The organism is Kitasatospora sp. NPDC058048 (genome assembly GCF_042885555.1).
GTDB lineage: Bacteria > Actinomycetota > Actinomycetes > Streptomycetales > Streptomycetaceae > Kitasatospora > Kitasatospora lactacystinica.
This window is the reverse complement of sequence record NZ_JBHVRT010000004.1, coordinates 244,811-261,558: the sequence shown is the minus strand read 5'-3', so window position 1 is coordinate 261,558 and position 16,748 is coordinate 244,811. Positions and strand designations below refer to the sequence as shown.

At 69.1% G+C, this 16,748-nt stretch carries 23 protein-coding genes; 1 reads left to right on the top strand and 22 read right to left on the bottom strand.

What is annotated here, in order from left to right:
* Positions 1-245: 245 nt before the first annotated feature.
* The 16 genes from ACFVVA_RS06615 to ACFVVA_RS06540 all read right to left on the bottom strand — a co-directional run bounded on the left by ACFVVA_RS06615 (position 246) and on the right by ACFVVA_RS06540 (position 9,303).
* A complete protein-coding gene (locus ACFVVA_RS06615) occupies positions 246-431 on the bottom strand; it encodes a type Z 30S ribosomal protein S14 (RefSeq protein WP_030393303.1) in 186 nt (61 codons plus the stop codon).
* 4 nt (positions 432-435) lie between these two features.
* Positions 436-1,005, bottom strand: a complete 570-nt coding sequence (rplE, locus tag ACFVVA_RS06610; RefSeq protein WP_030393302.1) for a 50S ribosomal protein L5 — start codon at positions 1,003-1,005, stop codon at positions 436-438.
* Entirely contained in the window at positions 1,005-1,316 is a 312-nt protein-coding gene (gene rplX / locus ACFVVA_RS06605) for a 50S ribosomal protein L24 (protein ID WP_030055828.1), read from the bottom strand. The genes rplE and rplX overlap by 1 nt, the downstream gene beginning before the upstream one ends.
* Before the next feature lie 15 nt (positions 1,317-1,331).
* Complete coding sequence (gene rplN, locus ACFVVA_RS06600; protein ID WP_030393301.1) at positions 1,332-1,703, bottom strand: 50S ribosomal protein L14; 372 nt, start codon at positions 1,701-1,703, stop codon at positions 1,332-1,334.
* A 102-nt stretch (positions 1,704-1,805) separates the two neighbouring features.
* Complete coding sequence (rpsQ, locus tag ACFVVA_RS06595) at positions 1,806-2,078, bottom strand: 30S ribosomal protein S17 (protein ID WP_030055826.1); 273 nt, start codon at positions 2,076-2,078, stop codon at positions 1,806-1,808.
* Entirely contained in the window at positions 2,078-2,302 is a 225-nt protein-coding gene (gene rpmC / locus ACFVVA_RS06590) for a 50S ribosomal protein L29 (protein WP_063348970.1), read from the bottom strand. The genes rpsQ and rpmC overlap by 1 nt, the downstream gene beginning before the upstream one ends.
* Positions 2,302-2,721, bottom strand: coding sequence for a 50S ribosomal protein L16 (rplP, locus tag ACFVVA_RS06585; RefSeq protein ID WP_030055824.1), 420 nt, complete (start codon positions 2,719-2,721; stop codon positions 2,302-2,304). The genes rpmC and rplP overlap by 1 nt, the downstream gene beginning before the upstream one ends.
* Before the next feature lie 5 nt (positions 2,722-2,726).
* Positions 2,727-3,551 carry a 30S ribosomal protein S3 gene (gene rpsC / locus ACFVVA_RS06580; RefSeq protein WP_359820416.1) on the bottom strand — a complete coding sequence of 275 codons (825 nt, stop codon included), beginning with the start codon at positions 3,549-3,551 and terminating at the stop codon, positions 2,727-2,729.
* Entirely contained in the window at positions 3,551-3,898 is a 348-nt protein-coding gene (gene rplV / locus ACFVVA_RS06575) for a 50S ribosomal protein L22 (RefSeq protein WP_030055822.1), read from the bottom strand. The genes rpsC and rplV overlap by 1 nt, the downstream gene beginning before the upstream one ends.
* A gap of 57 nt (positions 3,899-3,955) precedes the next feature.
* Positions 3,956-4,237: a 30S ribosomal protein S19 gene (rpsS, locus tag ACFVVA_RS06570; RefSeq protein WP_030055821.1), complete on the bottom strand. Its 282-nt coding sequence runs from the start codon at positions 4,235-4,237 to the stop codon at positions 3,956-3,958.
* A gap of 11 nt (positions 4,238-4,248) precedes the next feature.
* Positions 4,249-5,085, bottom strand: coding sequence for a 50S ribosomal protein L2 (gene rplB / locus ACFVVA_RS06565; RefSeq protein WP_320440637.1), 837 nt, complete (start codon positions 5,083-5,085; stop codon positions 4,249-4,251).
* Positions 5,086-5,128: 43 nt separating this feature from the next.
* Positions 5,129-5,446 (bottom strand): 50S ribosomal protein L23, encoded by a 318-nt coding sequence (gene rplW / locus ACFVVA_RS06560; RefSeq protein WP_030280768.1) that lies wholly within the window; start codon positions 5,444-5,446, stop codon positions 5,129-5,131.
* Positions 5,446-6,123 carry a 50S ribosomal protein L4 gene (gene rplD / locus ACFVVA_RS06555; RefSeq protein ID WP_359897509.1) on the bottom strand — a complete coding sequence of 226 codons (678 nt, stop codon included), beginning with the start codon at positions 6,121-6,123 and terminating at the stop codon, positions 5,446-5,448. Before rplD ends, rplW begins: the two co-directional genes overlap by 1 nt.
* Positions 6,124-6,128: 5 nt before the next feature.
* Entirely contained in the window at positions 6,129-6,776 is a 648-nt protein-coding gene (gene rplC / locus ACFVVA_RS06550; RefSeq protein WP_189916064.1) for a 50S ribosomal protein L3, read from the bottom strand.
* A gap of 14 nt (positions 6,777-6,790) precedes the next feature.
* Positions 6,791-7,099, bottom strand: coding sequence for a 30S ribosomal protein S10 (rpsJ, locus tag ACFVVA_RS06545; RefSeq protein ID WP_012785157.1), 309 nt, complete (start codon positions 7,097-7,099; stop codon positions 6,791-6,793).
* Positions 7,100-7,491: 392 nt separating this feature from the next.
* Positions 7,492-9,303, bottom strand: a complete 1,812-nt coding sequence (locus ACFVVA_RS06540) for a hypothetical protein (RefSeq protein ID WP_387686295.1) — start codon at positions 9,301-9,303, stop codon at positions 7,492-7,494.
* 288 nt (positions 9,304-9,591) lie between these two features.
* Here ACFVVA_RS06540 and ACFVVA_RS06535 point away from each other — a divergent pair, with 288 nt between their 5' ends.
* Positions 9,592-11,352: a hypothetical protein gene (locus ACFVVA_RS06535; protein ID WP_387686293.1), complete on the top strand. Its 1,761-nt coding sequence runs from the start codon at positions 9,592-9,594 to the stop codon at positions 11,350-11,352.
* 87 nt (positions 11,353-11,439) lie between these two features.
* Here ACFVVA_RS06535 and ACFVVA_RS06530 read toward each other — a convergent pair whose 3' ends face one another.
* The 6 genes from ACFVVA_RS06530 to rfbB form a co-directional block, all read right to left on the bottom strand.
* Entirely contained in the window at positions 11,440-12,345 is a 906-nt protein-coding gene (locus ACFVVA_RS06530) for a glycosyltransferase family 2 protein (protein ID WP_387686290.1), read from the bottom strand.
* 4 nt (positions 12,346-12,349) lie between these two features.
* The gene (locus ACFVVA_RS06525; protein ID WP_359897514.1) at positions 12,350-12,748 is read right to left on the bottom strand and encodes a DUF2304 domain-containing protein; all 399 of its coding nucleotides are present in this window, start codon (positions 12,746-12,748) and stop codon (positions 12,350-12,352) included.
* Complete coding sequence (locus ACFVVA_RS06520) at positions 12,745-13,434, bottom strand: glycosyltransferase family 2 protein (protein ID WP_387686287.1); 690 nt, start codon at positions 13,432-13,434, stop codon at positions 12,745-12,747. The genes ACFVVA_RS06525 and ACFVVA_RS06520 overlap by 4 nt, the downstream gene beginning before the upstream one ends.
* 68 nt (positions 13,435-13,502) lie before the next feature.
* On the bottom strand, positions 13,503-14,819 hold the full coding sequence (locus ACFVVA_RS06515; protein WP_387686284.1) for a lipopolysaccharide biosynthesis protein: 1,317 nt from the start codon (positions 14,817-14,819) through the stop codon (positions 13,503-13,505).
* Positions 14,820-14,836: 17 nt separating this feature from the next.
* Positions 14,837-15,772, bottom strand: a complete 936-nt coding sequence (rfbD, locus tag ACFVVA_RS06510; protein WP_387686282.1) for a dTDP-4-dehydrorhamnose reductase — start codon at positions 15,770-15,772, stop codon at positions 14,837-14,839.
* On the bottom strand, positions 15,769-16,746 hold the full coding sequence (gene rfbB, locus ACFVVA_RS06505) for a dTDP-glucose 4,6-dehydratase (RefSeq protein WP_359897517.1): 978 nt from the start codon (positions 16,744-16,746) through the stop codon (positions 15,769-15,771). Before rfbB ends, rfbD begins: the two co-directional genes overlap by 4 nt.
* Between the last annotated feature and the right edge of the window lie 2 nt (positions 16,747-16,748).

Genomic DNA, 16,748 nt, shown 5'->3' with positions numbered 1-16,748 from the left:
GCGGTTTCTCCGCGCCAGGTCCCCCTTACGCACTCTTCCGAGTTCGTCAGGGGCACAAGCGCAGGGGACCTGCGACGTCGTAAGACTGGGTGCGAGCCCTCCCTTGAGAGGGCCACGGACATCCATGGGGAAGCCGTGGCAGGGGGCCCGACCCCACTACCTTACGGGACTCCGTACGGCAGGCCCAAAACGGGCCGGTGTGGGATCGGGCACCTCTGCTTCGCTGTGTGCCTAAAGCGCCTTGATTACCAGGAGCTCTTGGTCACGCCCGGCAGCTCGCCGCGGTGCGCCATCTCACGGAGGCAGACACGGCAGAGGCCGAACTTGCGGTACACCGAGTGCGGACGGCCGCAGCGCTGGCACCGGGTGTAGGCCCGGACGCCGAACTTCGGCTTCCGCTCGGCCTTCGCGATGAGGGACTTCTTCGCCATTGGCTCACGCCTCCTTGAACGGGAAGCCCAGAGCGCGCAGGAGCGCCCGGCCCTCGTCGTCGGTCTGAGCGGTGGTCACGACGGTGATGTCCATACCGCGCTGACGGTCGACCTTGTCCTGGTCGATCTCGTGGAACATAACCTGCTCGGTCAGACCGAAGGTGTAGTTGCCACGGCCGTCGAACTGCTTCGGGGAGAGGCCGCGGAAGTCACGGATTCGCGGCAGGGCCAGCGAAACCAGACGGTCCAGGAACTCCCACATGCGGTCACCGCGGAGGGTGACGTGCGTGCCGATCGGCTGGCCCTCGCGCAGCTTGAACTGCGCGATGGACTTGCGAGCCTTGGTCACGGCCGGCTTCTGACCGGTGATCGCGGTCAGGTCGCGGATCGCGCCCTCGATCAGCTTGCTGTCACGGGCGGCCTCGCCGACACCCATGTTGACGACGACCTTGACCAGGCCGGGCGTCAGCATGACGTTCTCGTACGAGAACTGCTCCTGCAGCTGACCCTTGATCTCGGAGTTGTAACGCTCCTTGAGACGGGGGGTCACCTTCTCAACAGTCGTCTCAGACATCAGATGTCCTCACCGGTTCGCTTGGCAACGCGGATCTTGTTGCCCTCGTCATCGAAGCGGTAGCCAACGCGGGTGACGACCTTCTTGCCGTCCTTCTCCACGACCAGCTGGACGTTGGAGACGTGCACCGGGGCCTCGACGGTGACAATGCCACCCTGAGTGCCCGGGCCCGGCTTGGTGTGCTTCTTGACCCGGTTCACACCCTCGACCAGGACCTTGTTCTCGGCGGGCATGGCCTGGATGACCTTGCCCTGCTTGCCGCGGTCCTTGCCGGTGATGACCTGAACCAGGTCACCCTTCTTGATCTTCATGCTGTTCGCCATGAGTTAGAGCACCTCCGGCGCAAGCGAGATGATCTTCATGAACTTCTTGTCACGCAGCTCGCGGCCCACCGGGCCGAAGATGCGGGTGCCACGGGGGTCACCATCGGTGTTCTTCAGAACAACCGCGGCGTTCTCGTCGAAGCGGATGTACGAGCCATCCGGACGACGACGCGACTTCACGGTACGGACGACGACGCACTTGACGACGTCACCCTTCTTCACCGAACCGCCGGGGATCGCGTCCTTGACGGTCGCGACGATGACGTCCCCGATACCGGCGTAGCGACGACCGGAGCCACCGAGAACGCGGATGCAAAGGATTTCCTTCGCGCCCGTGTTGTCGGCGACACGCAGTCGCGACTCCTGCTGGATCACAGCTTTCTCCTGATCGTCAACGAGAGCTGACGGGCCGGCCGCTGCTCACACCGGCGTCCCGCAGGGACCCGCTGCACATACGGCCGTACCACATCGGCTTCGTTACTTGGCCTTCTCGAGGATCTCGACGACGCGCCAGCGCTTCGTCGCGGACAGCGGGCGGGTCTCCGCGAGGAGGACCCGGTCGCCGATGCCGCAGGCGTTCGCCTCGTCGTGCGCCTTCAGCTTGTTCGTACGGCGGATGACCTTGCCGTACAGAGCGTGCTTGACGCGGTCCTCGACGGCGACGACGACGGTCTTGTCCATCTTGTCGCTGACGACGAGACCCTCACGGGTCTTGCGGAAACCGCGCGTCTCGTTGGTGTTCTCAGTCATCAGGCGTTCTCCACCGTCTCGATGCCCAGCTCGCGCTCGCGCATCAGGGTGTAGATCCGCGCGATGTCCTTGCGGACGAGCTTCAGCCGTCCGTGGTTGTCGAGCTGCCCGGTCGCCGCCTGGAAGCGGAGGTTGAACAGCTCCTCCTTGGCCTCACGGAGCTTGGCAACGAGACCCTCGTTGTCCAGCTCGCGGAGGTCAGCAGCCTTGGTGCCGGCCGACATCAGCTCTCACCTGCCTCGCGCCGGATGATCCGGCACTTCATCGGGAGCTTGTGAGCTGCGCGGGTCAGCGCCTCACGAGCCACCTTCTCGTTGGGGTACGACAGCTCGAACATGACCCGACCCGGGTGCACGTTCGCGATCCACCACTCGGGCGAACCCTTACCGGAACCCATGCGGGTCTCGGCCGGCTTCTTGGTGAGCGGACGGTCCGGGTAGATGTTGATCCAGACCTTGCCGCCACGCTTGATGTGACGGGTGACGGCGATACGAGCGGACTCGATCTGCCGGTTCGTCACGTAGGCCGGGGTGACGGCCTGGATGCCGTACTCGCCGAACGCGAGCTCGGTGCCACCCTTGGCAGCGCCACGGCGCTTGGGGTGGTGCTGCTTGCGGTGCTTGACCCGACGGGGGATCAGCATTGGGGTCAGGCCTCCGTTCCGGTGTTCTCGGCAGCCGGCGCCTCGGCGGCCGCGGCCGCGGGGGCCTCGGCAGCGGCGGGACGACGGCCACGGCCACCGCGCTCGCCACCACGGCGGTCGCCACCGCGGGCGGGACGACCACCCTCGGGACGGGCCGGGCGGTTGCCCGAGCGCGCAGCGGCGTTCTCAGCGCGGACCTCGGCGATGTTCTTGACGTCGCCCTTGTAGATCCAGACCTTCACGCCGATGCGGCCGAAGGTGGTCTTGGCCTCGAAGAAGCCGTAGTCGACGTTCGCACGCAGGGTGTGCAGCGGCACGCGACCCTCGCGGTAGAACTCCGAACGGCTCATCTCGGCGCCGCCGAGACGACCGGAGCACTGGACCTTGATGCCCTTGGCGCCGGACTTCATGGTGCCCTGCATCGACTTGCGCATGGCACGGCGGAAGGAGACGCGCGAGGACAGCTGCTCCGCGACGCCCTGAGCCACGAGCTGGGCGTCCAGCTCGGGGTTCTTGACCTCGAGGATGTTCAGCTGGACCTGCTTGCCGGTCAGCTTCTCGAGGTCGCCGCGGATGCGGTCGGCCTCGGTGCCACGGCGACCGATGACGATGCCGGGGCGAGCGGTGTGGATGTCGACGCGGACGCGGTCGCGGGTGCGCTCGATCTCAACCTTCGAGATGCCGGCGCGCTCCATGCCCTTCGTCATCATGCGACGAATGGCAACGTCTTCCTTGACGTAGTCCTTGTACAGCTTGTCGGCGTACCAGCGGGACTTGAAGTCCGTGCTGATGCCGAGGCGGAACCCGTGCGGGTTAACCTTCTGGCCCATTACCGGGTCCCTTCCTTGCTGCTGACGACCACGGTGATGTGGCTGGTCCGCTTGCGGATCCGGTAGGCGCGGCCCTGGGCACGCGGACGGAACCGCTTCAGGGTCGGACCCTCGTCAACGTACGCCTCGCTGATGACGAGGTCGTCCACGTTGGAGTGGTTGTAGTTGTGCGCGGCGTTGGCAATGGCGCTGTCGAGCACCTTGCCGACCGGCACGGTGGCGGCCTGCGGAGCGAAACGCAGGACGGCCTGGGCCTCCGTGGCCGGCAGGCCACGGATGAGGTCCACCACGCGGCGGGCCTTCATGGGCGTGACGCGGATGTACCGCGCCTGGGCCCTGGCTTCCATGGTTGTCCCCTTAATGGAGTAAGTCATTGAGTCGTTCTGGCGGTGAAGCTCAGGCGACTAGCGACGCTTCGACTTGCGGTCGTCCTTGACGTGGCCGCGGAAGGTGCGGGTCGGAGCGAACTCGCCCAGCTTGTGGCCGACCATCGACTCGGTGACGAACACCGGGACGTGCTTGCGACCATCGTGAACCGCGATCGTGTGGCCGAGCATGGCCGGGAAGATCACGGAGCGACGGGACCAGGTCTTGATGACGTTCTGGGTACCCGCCTCGTTCTGCGCGTCCACCTTCTTGAGAAGGTGGCCGTCGATGAAGGGGCCCTTCTTGAGACTGCGCGGCATCTGACCTGCTCCTAGCGCTTCTTGTTGGTCTTGCGGCGGCGCACGATGAGAGCGTCCGACGCCTTCTTCGGGCGACGGGTACGACCCTCCTTCTGGCCCCACGGCGAGACCGGGTGGCGACCACCGGAGGTCTTACCCTCACCACCACCGTGCGGGTGGTCGATCGGGTTCATGGCCACACCACGCACGGTCGGGCGAACGCCCTTCCAGCGCATACGGCCGGCCTTGCCCCAGTTGATGTTCGACTGCTCGGCGTTGCCGACCTCGCCGACGGTCGCGCGGCAGCGCGCGTCCACCAGGCGGATCTCGCCGGAGGGCATGCGCAGGTGCGCCATCTTGCCCTCACGCGCCAGCAGCTGGATGCCGGAGCCGGCGGAGCGGGCCAGCTTGGCACCGCCACCGGGACGCAGCTCCACCGCGTGGATGGTGGTACCGACCGGGATGTTGCGCAGCGGCAGGTTGTTGCCCGGCTTGATGTCGGCGCCAGCGCCGTTCTCGATCCGGTCACCCTGCGCGATGCCGCGCGGCGCGATGATGTAGCGCTTCTCGCCGTCCGCGTAGTGCAGGAGCGCGATGCGCGCGGTGCGGTTCGGGTCGTACTCGATGTGCGCGACCTTGGCCGGCACGCCGTCCTTGTCGTGACGACGGAAGTCGATCACGCGGTAGGCGCGCTTGTGACCGCCACCCTGGTGGCGAACGGTGATCCGACCGGCGTTGTTACGGCCGCCCTTGCTGTGCAGGGGGCGAACCAGCGACTTCTCCGGCGTGGACCGCGTGATCTCTACGAAGTCGGCCACGCTGGAGCCACGACGGCCCGGCGTAGTCGGCTTGTACTTGCGGATGCCCATTTGGCTCTCTCGTCCTCGTCCTTATCGACGATCACGATCTCCGTTAGGAGACCGGACCACCGAAGATGTCGATGCGGTTGCCCTCGGCCAGCGTCACGATGGCGCGCTTGGTGTCCTTGCGCTTGCCAAAGCCCGTCTTGGAGCGCTTGCGCTTGCCCTGACGGTTGATCGTGTTGACAGCCTCGACCTTGACCGAGAAGACCGCCTCGACGGCCTGCTTGATCTGGGTCTTGTTGGCGCCCGGCGACACGATGAACGTGTACTTGTTCTCGTCGAGAAGGCTGTAGCTCTTCTCGGAGATGACCGGCTTCACCAGGACGTCACGGGGGTCCGTGAACGTCTTGCTCGTAACGTCGCTCATCAGGCGGCGCTCCCTTCGAGCTCGCCCTCAGCGGCAACGGCCTTGGCGGACGCGGCCGGACCGGCCACGAAACGCTCGAAGGCGGCCTGGGTGAAGACCACATCGTCGGAGACGAGCACGTCGTAGGTGTTCAGCTGACCGGCGTCCAGGATGTGCACGTGCGGCAGGTTCCGAGCGGACTTCAGGCCCAGCTCGTCCTCGCGCTCGACGACCAGGAGGACGTTCTTGCGCTCGGTGATCTTGCCGAACAGGCCCTTGGCGGCCTTGGTCGACGGCACCTCGGCCGCGACCACGTCGGTGACGACGTGGATGCGGTTGTGGCGGGCCCGGTCGGTGAGCGCACCGCGCAGAGCGGCGGCGATCATCTTCTTCGGGGTCCGCTGCGAGTAGTCGCGCGGCACGGGACCGTGCACGACGCCACCGCCGGCGAACTGCGGCGCACGGGTCGAGCCCTGACGGGCGCGGCCGGTGCCCTTCTGGCGGTACGGCTTCTTGCCGCCGCCGCGGACCTCGCCACGAGTCTTGGTCTTGTGGGTGCCCTGACGGGCCGCAGCGAGCTGCGCCACGACGACCTGGTGCATCAGCGGAACGCTGACCTTCGCGTCGAAGATCTCGGCCGGCAGCTCGAGGCTGCCGGTCTTGTCACCCGAGGGCGACAGGATGTCAATGGTGCTCATATCCTTCACAGCCCCTTCGCCGCGGTGCGGACGAGGACGAGGCCGCCGTTCGGGCCCGGGATCGCACCCTTGATCAGGAGCAGACCCTTCTCCGCGTCAACCGCGTGCACGGTCAGGTTCTGGGTGGTCACACGCTCGTGACCCATCCGGCCGGCCATCTTCAGGCCCTTGAACACGCGGCCCGGGGTGGCGCAGCCACCGATGGAACCGGGCGAACGGTGCTTGCGCTGCACGCCGTGACCGGCGCCGAGGCCCCGGAAGTTGTGGCGCTTCATGACACCGGCGAAGCCCTTGCCCTTGGAGGTGCCGGTCACGTCGACCTTGACACCCGCCTCGAACAGCTCGGCGGTGATCTCCTGGCCCAGGGTGTACTCGGACGCGTCCGAGGTACGCAGCTCGACCAGGTGGCGGCGCGGGGTGACACCGGCCTTGGCGAAGTGACCCGCGAGGGGCTTGTTCACCTTGCGGGGGTCGATCTCGCCGAAGCCGATCTGGACGGCGTCGTAGCCGGCCGGGCTGTCGGCGGTGTGGACCTGGGTCACGACATTGGGCCCAGCCTTGACGACGGTCACCGGGACAACCCGGTTGTTCTCGTCCCAGACCTGGGTCATGCCGAGCTTCTCGCCCAGGATGCCCTTAATCTGCTTAGCCATCTTCGGTGCGCCTCTCAGAGCTTGATCTCGATGTCGACGCCGGCCGGCAGGTCGAGACGCATGAGCGAGTCAACCGTCTTCGGCGTGGGGTCGAGGATGTCGATCAGACGCTTGTGAGTACGCATCTCGAAGTGCTCGCGCGAGTCCTTGTACTTGTGCGGCGAGCGGATGACGCAGTACACGTTCTTCTCAGTGGGCAGCGGCACCGGGCCCGCGACCTGCGCACCAGTACGGATCACCGTCTCGACGATCTTCTTCGCCGAAGAGTCGATGACCTCGTGGTCGTAGGCCTTGAGCCGGATGCGGATCTTCTGTCCCGCCATGGCTACTCAGTAGTCCTTTGTCCTTAGTCACTGCACGACAACCCTCCGACCCCCGCGCTCGGGCGTGTCGCACTCGCGCTTGCAAAAAACCAACGAATTACTTCGTCGGTTTCAAACTTTCGGGGTTGGGGGCGCCGGGTCGAGGCCCCGCTCACGCTTCCCGGAAGATTCCCGTACTTTCGCCCCGCAGCTGCCGTGGCGTAGAACTCACGCTTGACGGCCATCACGGGAACGACGAGTACATGGGACTCGCTTCCAGTCCTCCCGGCGGGAGGCGCGCAGCATCGGCACTCAACCGAGCAACTTGGACATACTGCCACATGGAGCAGCCCGGATGCCAATCGGGGCCGGTGAGGCGCTCCTCACCGGCCCCGATGGGGTGAACGCCCTGGTCAGTCCTTGCGCCAGAGCACCCAGCCGCGGTCCTTGTTGTACTTCGCGACGTGCCAGCCGGGCTTCGGATTCGGCCAGCTGGCCTCCGGCGGGGCGTCCTTGCCGGTGGCCGCCAGGAACGCGGTGGCCTTCTCCGGCGGGGTGTTGCCGCCCTTGACGTCGTCCGTCCAGACCCGTCCCCAGTAGACCTCGTAGGCCATCGCCATCCGGGTGTCCCAGTCGAGGTCCCAGTCCAGGACCACGTTGTCGCCCTTGCGCAGGCCCGCCTCCTTGGCCACGCCGACCGCCTGGTACTTGCGGAACTTGGCGTGCGGCTCGGAGACGTTGTCGGTGATGGCGATCGTCGAGTAGGCCGCGAACAGCGTCAGGCAGGCCACCACCGCGGCGACCACCCGGCGCCCGCCGGCCACCCGCAGCAGCAGGCAGGCGGCCAGCACCGCCAGCGCGCCGAAGCTCGTCCGGATCATGTGCAGGCCGTCCCAGGTCGAGGCCAGGAACATCGCGTCCGGCACCGTCCACGGGCTGATCCAGAGCTTCAGCGCGGCACCCGCGTACGCGCCGACCGACACCTGGATGACACCGATCACCACCGTGCCGACCAGCGCCATCCACAGCAGCGCACGGACCCCGGCCCGGAACAGCGCGGTCAGGCCGACCACCAGGAACAGCGGCACCAGCACCGCGCAGTACCGGGCGTACACCCAGTTGTCGGTCCGGTCGTTGTCCGCCAGGCCGGCCGCCGAGGCCAGCGCGGTGCCGAACAGCATCGCCACCAGGGTGAAGGCCACCACCCGCTCGGCCACCGAGTACCGGCGCCGGAACACCACCACCACGCACAGCACGAGGGCGATCGCCCCGAAGCCGTACGTGGAGGTCATGAAGTACCACAGCTGCCCGAACGTGCGGGCGACGATCGTGCCGATGTACTTGCTGTCCTCGAGGTTCTCGAAGACCTTGTTGCCGACGTCGCTCGGCGGCACGTCCTTGAACTGGCTCTCGACGAAGCCGGCCAGCAGCTTCGCGCCCAGGTACGACACCCCGAGCGCGCCGACACCGGCCAGCGAGGCGAGCCGCGGCGCCCAGCCGAGGACCAGCACCACGACCAGCACCAGCGCCGTCAGCGCCACGACCACGCCGCCCCGGTCGTGGGTGGCCATCGTGTAGCCGGCCGCCAGGCCCATCCCCGCCGCGTACAGCGCGCGGCGGCGCGCCGTGCCGGGCGAGAGCCAGCCGTGCATCGCGAGCACCCAGGCCAGCAGGAGCACCGGCAGCACGGTGTCCGACATGACGAACTGGGAGTAGAAGACCACCGGCGGCACCAGCGCCACGGCGGTGCCCACCAGGTACGCCTGCGGCCGGGACAGGCCCAGCCGGCGCGCCGCCACCACGGCCAGCGGGAACACCAGCGCGTTGAGCACCGCGTTGATGCCCATCACCAGGTGGTACGCGGTGGCCGGGTTGTCGGCGATCCGCAGCGCCGGCGAGATCAGCAGCGGGTAACCGCCCGGGATCACCACGCCGACCGGCATCTCGGTGGTCGGCCGGCCGGCCAGCACCCGCGCTATCACCAGGTACGAGTCCTCGTCGGCGTGCACCGACGGGAAGTAGTTGTGGATCGACAGCACCAGGCGGAACGCCACCTGCGCGCCGTACCCGAGCAGCAGGGCCGCCGGCCAGAACCAGCGGTGGGCGGCGAGCGCCCGCAGCCGGACCGGCACGACCGGGGCCGGGGTGCCGGACGCGCTCCCGTCGCCGCCCTCACCCCGGCGCGGCCCGTCGGACGTGTGGGCAGAGTCGATCAGCGGCTGCACCGAGACACTTCCCTACTTGTATGAGTTGACGACCTCGTCATGACCGGTTCCGGACGGCGTGCCACGGGTCCTGCCACCACGCGTCGAAGCGCATCGGCAGTGTGCCACGCGGTGATCGGCCGGAGCCAACGCACTCCTCGCCCCTGGACGACAACGACCCGCCCGGGAACGGTGGTTCAGCCCGCGACGATCCCCCGATCGAGGTGCTGGCAGAATCGCGGTGTCCGGCCACCGAAACCACACACCGCCCCCGCGTCCACGTGCTGCGGGAAGCAGAAGGACCGAACAGTGACGACGAGCGTCCAGCCCGCCCCCGCCTCGGGCAGGCATCAGGGCATACCGCCCAGCCAGAGGAGACGGGCAGCCGCTCTTCGCCTCCCCGCCGTCCTCTGGGCCGCGGAGATCCTGACCGCGGCCACGGCGGCGCTCTTCATGACCGGTCTGGCATGGACCGTCCACCTGAACCCCATGTCGAGGATCGGCCAGGTCAGCGGCCTCGCCGCGCTCCAGCTCCGGCTCCTGCTGCTCGTCGGCCTCGTCGTCCTGGTCCTGGTGCCGGCGATGCGCCGCTGGGCGGACCTCCCGGTGCGGTTCGCCGCCGCCGCGATCGCGGGCCTGTCCTCCGGCGTCCTGGCCGCCGGCATCTCGCTCGCGCTGCGCGACACCAACTGGCCGCTGTACGCCCAGCACGGCGACTCCGGCAGCCTCCAGGCCTGGGTCGGCGCCCTGATGGACGGCAAGTCCCTCGACGGCGCCTACCCGCCGCTGTTCCCGCACATCGTCGCCTTCATCGCCGAGCACCTCACCCACGGCCAGGTGGGCTACGCGCTCAAGCTCGCCGACCTGGCGTTCACCGCGCTGCTGGGCCCGCTCGCCTACCTGTCCTGGCGCCTGCTGCTGCCCCCGCTCTGGGCGCTCGGGATCGGCGTCACCGCCGCCCTGCCGATGGCGCAGCCGTACAAGCCGTACACCACCTTCGTGCTCGTCGCCTTCCTCCCGGTGGTGGCGAAGCTGATGCAGCTCCTCCAGCGCGCCCCGGACCTCCCGCGCCGCACCGCCGCCGTCCGCGGCGCCGTGCTCGGCCTCGGGATCGGGCTGCTGTTCCTCCTCTACTCCGGCTGGTTCGTGTGGTCCGCGGCCGGAGTGGTGGTGCTCACCCTGGTGCTGCTGCTGCGCGCCCGCCGCACCGGCGGTACCCCCGGCCTGCTCAACGCCCTGTGCGCGATCGGCGCCGCCGCCGGGGTCTTCCTGGTCGTCGCCGGCTTCTACCTGGTCCGGCTGCTCGGGTCCGCCGGCAGCACCGTCGACCGCTACTGCTACTTCGACACCTACACCGAGCCCACCTACTTCGCGATGTGGCGCGACGACCTCCCCGGCACCGACGGCCAGAGCACCTGGCCGGTCCCCGGCGAGATCGGCGGGGTCGGCCTCTTCACGATCCTCCTGCTGGTCGGCCTGGGCGTGGCGCTGGCCCTCGGGATCGGCCGGGCCACCGTGCTGACCGCCGCCGCGTGCACGGCGAGCGCCCTGCTGATGCGCTACTGGTACGCCTCCCACATGGAGCGCGACCAGGCCGTCATGCTCTACCCGCGCACCAGCGCGCAGCTGCTCTACTGCCTGCTGGTCCTCGTCGGGCTGGCGTGCTACCTGATCGTCCGCCGCCGCCAGGGCGCCCCGGCGGCCCCCACCGCCGAGACCGCCGCGGAGACCGGACGCCGGCTCCCGCTGCGCCTCAACCCGCGCGGTGTGGCCATCGGCGCCATCTGCTCGCTGGGCCTGCTCTTCGGCATGGCCGGCTCCGCCACCGCCAGCAAGTACATGCCCGACCCGCACTGGGGCCCGGGGGCGCTGGCGTGGATCGCGCAGAGCACCGCCGACACCAAGGGGCACTGCTCGCGCTACGCGCCCAACGGCCAGTGCGACCAGCCGACGGACATCAGCAACCTGCTGGAGCCGGTGCCCGACACCGGCAAGCTCGCGTGCCCGAAGGTCAACCCGTACCCGCCGCGGCAGCCCGACCCGCTCGGCCCCCAGGGCGCGCCCTGGTAACCCGTGGCGAGGCGCCCGCGAACGGCACTGGGCCGGTAGTCCGAGTTCGGACTACCGGCCCAGTGCCGTATCAGGACCTACGAACGGTCAGTGCCGCTCTCCGCCGGTCAGCGCGTGGCGGACCAGGACCTTGGCGCCGCCCCGCTGGCCGCGCTTCAGCGCACCCGGCAGCATGGTCAGCGCGTGCAGCCGGGAGGCGCTGCGGAACCGGGCCGCCCGGGCGGCCTTCGGCCAGCCGCGGGCGTCCATCCGCTCGGCCACCGCGTTGAAGTACCGCTCCGCCTCGGTGAACCGGGTGCCGGAGAAGGCCTGCACCGAGGACTCGCTGACGGCGTGCCGGCGGTACTGGAAGACGACGGTGGTGTTGTCCACCATCATCTGCTCGCCGCGCTCCAGCAGGTCGACGACCAGGGCCAGGTCCTGGATCACCGAGTACTCGTCACGGAAGTTGACCGCGCGCAGCGCCTCGCCCCGCCAGCAGATCGACGGGAAGTAGAGCCAGTTGCCGCGCAGCACGCTCGCGGCCAGCTCCTCGCCGCCCATCAGCCGCCGGCCCTTGACGGTCGGCGCGTAGATCTTCTCCTTGACGTTGTCCGCCAGGCCGGAACGGCTGACCTCGCCGTTGCCGTCGATGACCTCGACGCCCGGCTGCACCATGCCCAGGTCCGGGTTGGCCTTGACGATCGACCGGACGGTCTCCAGGTAGTGCGGGTGCAGCAGGTCGTCGCAGCCCATGATGACCACGTGGTCGGCCTTGGACAGCTCCACGCACTTCTGGAAGTTCTTGGTGATGCCGAGGTTCTGCTCGTTGCGCAGGTAGCCCACCCGGTCGTCGCCGAGCGTGGCGAACCAGCCCGGGACGTCCGGCTCCTTGCCGTCGTCTATGACCGTCAGCCGGAAGTCCGGGTCGGTCTGCGCGAGGATGCTCCGCACGGCGGCCTGCATCAGCGCCACGTCGCCGTAGTACGGCAGCATGAACTCGAAGGTCGCCACGGGATCAGGCCTTGCTGCGGTCGACCGGCGCCGAGACCGGCAGGTCCAGGTCGAAGCGCTCCTCGTTCAGGCGGGCGCCCTCGTTGATCGCCACGGTGCGCGCCAGATCGGTGAGCTTCTTCTCCAGCGAGCGGAAGCGCAGGAAGGTGTTCAGGGTCAGGAAGCCCATCGCCAGCACCATCCCGTACAGCACCAGGTCGGTGCCGCGGCCGACGCCGAGCTGGTGGGCCAGCCAGGTCACGTCGGTGGGACGCAGCACCGCGTAGATGTTCACGACCACGAAGACCGAGAACGCGATGCGCTTCCAGGCGCGGGTGTTGGCACGGTCCCAACGCCGGATGAACATGTAGGCGAGAGTGACCGAGCCGAGAATGAGAACCAGCTGGATCCAGAAGAATTTCATCGGCGGCTACGCTCCCGCAGCGAGATGTCGAAGATGATGTTGACGCCGTTGATCAGGGACTGACCCTTGGCGCGTGAGTAGTCGGTGTACAGGATGTCCACCGGGAGCTCGGCGACCCGGAGGTCCGAGCCGGCGAGGAAGCTGACGATCTCCGACGCGTGTGCCATGCCGTTCATGGTGATCCGCAGCCGGCCGGCGGCCTCGCGGTTCAGCACCCGCAGGCCGTTGTGGGAGTCGGTCAGCTTGAGCTTGCGGGCGGTCGGGCTGACGGTCGCCGCGGTGCGCAGGACGACCCGCTTGATCCACGGCACCTGCCCGTTCTGCTCGATGAAGCGCGAGCCGAGGACCACGTCCGTGTCGCCCTCCCGCAGCAGGGCGACCATCTTCTCGACGTCGGCGGTCTGGTGCTGACCGTCCGCGTCGAAGGTGGCGAAGTACTTGGCGCCCGGCTGGGCCAGGGCGTAGGCCAGGCCGGTCTGGAGGGCGGCGCCCTGACCGAGGTTGACCGGGTGGCGCACCAGGTGCGCGCCCGTCGCCATGATGTGCTTGGCCGAGTCGTCGCCGCTGCCGTCATCGACCACCACGATGTTCGGGAACGTCTTTCGCGCCCCCTCCACAACGTCGGCGATCACCTGGCCCTCGTTGTAGGCCGGGATCACCAGCCAAACATCGTCGTACTGGGACACGGAGGCTCCATGAATGGGGTCTGGCCCGCGCTGCTGCGCGGCGATCTGAAGATGAGGGGCGGACACGGTCATTCACCGGCCGTCCGGCTGCTCAGCACCGCGGCGTTCGGGTCCCCCGGCTGCTGGACGAGGCCGGCGGAATTCGTCGCCGAACGGGCGAAACTCTGCCTCAGCACCGCCAGCATACCGAGGACGGTGGCCACGGAACCCGCCGTGTACGCAAGGATCACGCGGGTGGACACCTCGCCCGGCAGGAAGGTCACCCCGGCGAGGACCGCGGTGCCGAGCGCCCAGCAGAGCAGCTGAAGGTTGTGCCGCTTGAATACCATCAGCGCCTGGCCCAGCACCATCGCGAACATGTACGCCACGGTTCCGGCGGACAACCAGAAGAAGTCGAGGCAGCCGAGCACCGGCTTGGCGCCGAACAGCACCTGGATCAGCCACGGGCCGAGGGCGACCGCCGGGATCCCGCCGAGCACGCCGAGCGCGCCCACCACGACGCCGATCTTCTTGAGCATCCCGGCGAAGGCCGCCCGGTCCCCGACCGCGATCGCGGCGGAGAGGCCGTTCAGCAGCGAGGCCTGGAGCGAACCGAAGACGAACAGCGGCACCCGGGCCAGCACCAGCGCGTTGAGCAGGGCGGCGATCAGCGCGGAGTCCGAGGGCGCGAGCAGCTTGGTGCTCACCACGGCCGCGTTCACCACGACCTGCGAGAGCAGCGTCGAGCAGATCAGCAGGCCCAGCCCGGAGCAGAGTTCGGACCAGCCGACCTGCTCGCCGGGCTTCACCGCGCGCAGCAGCGGCGGCAGCGTGGCGATCGTGGCGAGGATCGGCGCGACGGCCAGGATCAGGCTGAACGCGAGCGCCGAGTGCACCCCGGCCACGCCGCAGGCGAAGGCCAGGCCGATCCGCAGGCCGCCGTCCAGGCCGAGCTGGGTGCCGTACGCGCCGAAGCGGCCGAGGCCGGCCAGCACGCCACGGGTGAGGTAGCAGACGGCCATGCCGGTGAAGGCCCCGCCGAGCGCCAGCACCAGCGAGCGGTCGCCGTGGAACATCGACCGGGCGATCGGGCCGGAGGCGGCGCCGAGGACGATCAGGGTCGCCCCGAGGATCCCGCCGGTGAGCAGGGCCGCCCGGCGCAGGACCGGCGCGGCACCGTGGCCGAGCGCCGCGCGCGCCGCGACGATCCGGGTGAGCTCCTGCTCGATCGGGAAGAAGACGCCGATGCCGACGGACATCACGATCGTCCACAGCAGCGAGACGTTCGCCATGTCGTCGACGGACAGGCTGTGGCCCGCCACCCCGAGGTGGATGTAGGAGGCGGCACCCAGGACGACGGTGCCGCCGGCCACCGCCAGGGTTCCCGGCGGTAGCGCGGCAGCCACCTTCGTCAGCGCGTTCTTCACTGAGGTCTGTCGCTCTCGGTGCTCCGGGCCGTTGCGGCCAGTTCGGCGAAGACGGGCCGGGACAGCGCCTCGGCCAGCATGGCCCGCCACTCGGGCAGCGGCGCCAGTCCGGCGGCGGCCCAGCGGTCGTGGGCCAGCACGCTGAAGGCGGGGCGGGCGGCCGGGCGGACGAAGGCCTCCGACGTGGTCGGACGGATCCGCTCCCGGTCCAGTCCGCTCAGCGCGTAGGTCTCGCCGGCCAGTCCGCACCAGGTGGTGCGGCCGCTCGCGGTGCCGTGGTAGACCCCGGCCGGGGCCTGCCCGGCGAGCGCGGCCCGGCCGAGCTCGACCAGGCGGCCGGCCAGCGCGTACGACCAGGTCGGCTGGCCGTGCTGGTCGTCCACCACGTCCAGGGTGTCCCGCTGGGCGGCGAGCTTGAGCATGGTGGCCACGAAGTTCGGGCCGTGCTCGCCGTACAGCCAGGCGGTGCGCACGATGTAGCCGTGCTCGGGGAGGAGTTCGGCGACCGCCTGCTCCCCCACCAGCTTGCTGCGGCCGTACGCGTTCACCGGAGCGGTCGGGGCGTCCTCCGGGCAGGGCTCGGTGGCGTCGCCCGGCAGGACGTAGTCGGTGGAGACGTGCAGCAGCCGCGCGTCGGTACTGGCGCAGGCCGCGGCCAGGTGGCGCACGCCGGTGCCGTTGACGGCGGTGGCGGCTGCCTCCTCGGTCTCCGCACCATCGACGTTCGTCCACGCGGCGCAGTTGACCACGATGTCGTGGCCCTCGACGGCGGCCAGGACGGCCGCCGCGTCGGTGATGTCGAGGTCCGCCCGGCGCAGCGCGGTGATCTCGGCGGTCCCGTCGGCGCCCAGCACCGACAGCAGGTCCTGCCCGAGCATCCCGGCCGCGCCGGTGACCAGCCAGCGCACGGGCGCGGCGGCGTTCGCGGTCACTTGGCCAGGGCCGCCTTCTGCTTCAGCGGCTCCCACCAGGCGCGGTTCTCGCGGTACCAGGCGATGGTCGCGGCGAGGCCGTCCTCGAAGCGGACCTGCGGCTCGTAGCCGAGCTCCTCGCGGATCTTGCTGATGTCGATCGAGTAGCGGAGGTCGTGGCCCTTGCGGTCCGCGACGTGCTCGACCATGTCCCAGCCGGCGCCGGCGGCCTCCAGCAGCAGGCCGGTCAGCTCCTTGTTGGTCGCCTCGGTGCCGCCGCCGATGTTGTAGACCTCGCCCGCGCGGCCGCCGCGCATGACCAGCTCGATGCCCCGGCAGTGGTCCGAGACGTGCAGCCAGTCGCGGACGTTGCCACCGTCGCCGTACAGCGGCACCTTCTTGCCGTCGATCAGGTTGGTGGTGAACAGCGGGATGACCTTCTCCGGGAACTGGTAGTGCCCGTAGTTGTTGGAGCAGCGGGTCACCACGACGTCCATGCCGTGGGTGCGGTGGTAGGCCAGCGCCAGCAGGTCGGAGGAGGCCTTGGAGGCCGAGTACGGGGAGTTCGGCTCGAGCGGCCAGGTCTCGGTCCAGGAGCCCTCGTTGATCGAGCCGTACACCTCGTCGGTGGAGATGTGGACGAAGCGGCCGACGCCGTGCTTGCGGGCCGCGTCGAGCAGCACCTGGGTGCCGACGACGTTGGTCAGCACGAACGGGCCCGCGCCGGCGATCGAACGGTCCACGTGGGACTCGGCGGCGAAGTGCACCACCACGTCGTGTCCAGGCATGACCTGGTCGACGGCGTCCGCGTCGCAGATGTCGCCCTGGACGAAGGTGTAGCCCTTGTGGTCGGCCACCGGAGCGAGGTTCTCCAGGACGCCCGAGTAGGTGAGCTTGTCAAAGACCGTGATCCGGGCATTCTCGTCAGCCCCGAGGAGCTGACGGACGAACTCCGAACCGATGAATCCGGCGCCGCCGGTCACGAGGATGCGCATAA